General features: G+C 33.0%; 2 protein-coding genes. Both read left to right on the forward strand.

Annotated elements, in window-relative coordinates; genetic code table 11:
* On the forward strand, nucleotides 1-900 hold a 900-nt coding region (locus NF27_RS12545), incomplete at its 5' end, for a hypothetical protein (RefSeq protein WP_039457832.1).
* A 12-nt stretch (nucleotides 901-912) separates the two neighbouring features.
* The gene (locus NF27_RS07625) at nucleotides 913-1326 is read left to right on the forward strand and encodes a hypothetical protein (RefSeq protein ID WP_152606874.1); all 414 of its coding nucleotides are present in this window, start codon (nucleotides 913-915) and stop codon (nucleotides 1324-1326) included.
* Nucleotides 1327-1569: the final 243 nt, after the last annotated feature.

Genomic DNA, 1569 nt, shown 5'->3' on the forward strand with positions numbered 1-1569 from the left:
GGAGATAAAGAGGAAAGTTCGGAGAAGAGACAGAATGCTGAAGATAAGGAAGGAGAAGGAGTAAATAGAGAGAAGAAAGAGGAAAGTAAAAAGCCTGAAACAACGACAAAACCGACAGGTAATAATAATCAAAACAGCAGAGCAAAACAAGAGCAGAACAAAGCATCTGATCAAGGTGAAAAATCTGGCGAGGAAAATAAAAAGTCTAATACAGAAAGTAATACTAAAAAAGATTTTTCTGCTAGTGATACAAAATCTAAAATTAATCCTGATTCCTATGACAATGAAAGAGATAATTTAAGGAATATTCAGGAAGGTAGGAAAGTTGATAGAGCAACTCAAGAAGTCAATAAACCTTCAATTGAACTATTTGCTAGACGTGTCGATGGTACTGGTGGTGCGTATCAACATGGATTTACTATATTTACAGATAGTCAGGGTCAGAAAACTATAATTACCGGGTTTCCTGAAGATAATGGGATAAAAGGTATGTTATTTGATAACTTAGAAGTTATTGACTGTCCTTATACAAAAGAAAATAGACATCGAATTGGTAAAGATTGGGAAGCAAAAGATGTTAAACATTGGAGTATACAGAAGCAGGAGTTAAATAGTGATGCTGATTTACAGTTTAAGTTATCAAGAGCAAGAGAAGCAGTAAAAATGATTGAAACTGGTAATAATGGTGGTAGGTTTGATTATGATTTATGCTTCACGGATAAATGCTGGGGTGGAAATAGCAACACAGTGCAAAAGGAAATCTGGAATGCTATGGGATATGAGATAAAGGTTCCAAAAGGATTTTCACTACCCGGTATAGATGGAAAATTTTACAATGAGCCTTGGAATGATTTTAAGAATATATTTAGAGAAGGAATGCAAAAGAATAAATATAAATAGGGTGTTAAAGATATGAAGATAAGGAAAATAATAAAGTTTATATTGATAACGATGATTGGCTTTATGATAGGAAAGATAGGGGTGCGTGAGCTACATGATAGTAAGAGACCATTTAAATTTGAAGAATATAAAACAGGTGAAATATTAGAAGAAGCAGTAAGGGAAAAGTTTCCAAATGGAATGGATGTACATGAAGCTGTTAATATCTTAGAAAATTCAGGAGCTAAATGTAGTTTAGATAAAAGCCATGAGGCTAGGTATCCTTATATACATAAAGGAGCTAAATATATAGCAACTTGTAGCTATCAAGCAGATTTTCTTTCTTTAAATCCTCTTATAAGTTATAGAATTGTATTACAAACGAACGCTAATTATAAGTTAATTTATATTGATGCAATGAGAGTGAATGGAGTTTTTGTTATCTAGGTTAGTCTTTTCTAAATATAGTCTAAGAATGTAATATATAAATATACTAAAGAGCTACAGGGGAAGTTACACCTAACATAGGGATTAGTGGAGATAGGAGTATAAAGAGTAAAGACTTTACAGCATTTTTATCTGGGATATTTGGTGAGGAAGTGAGAGTAGAGGCTGGTAAGCTGATATATGAGGGAGATAATATTAAGGGGAGTAAGGTATATGAGAAGAAGGTAGGAGAGGAAGAAGTAA

This window comes from Candidatus Jidaibacter acanthamoeba (assembly GCF_000815465.1).
GTDB lineage: Bacteria > Pseudomonadota > Alphaproteobacteria > Rickettsiales > Midichloriaceae > Jidaibacter > Jidaibacter acanthamoebae.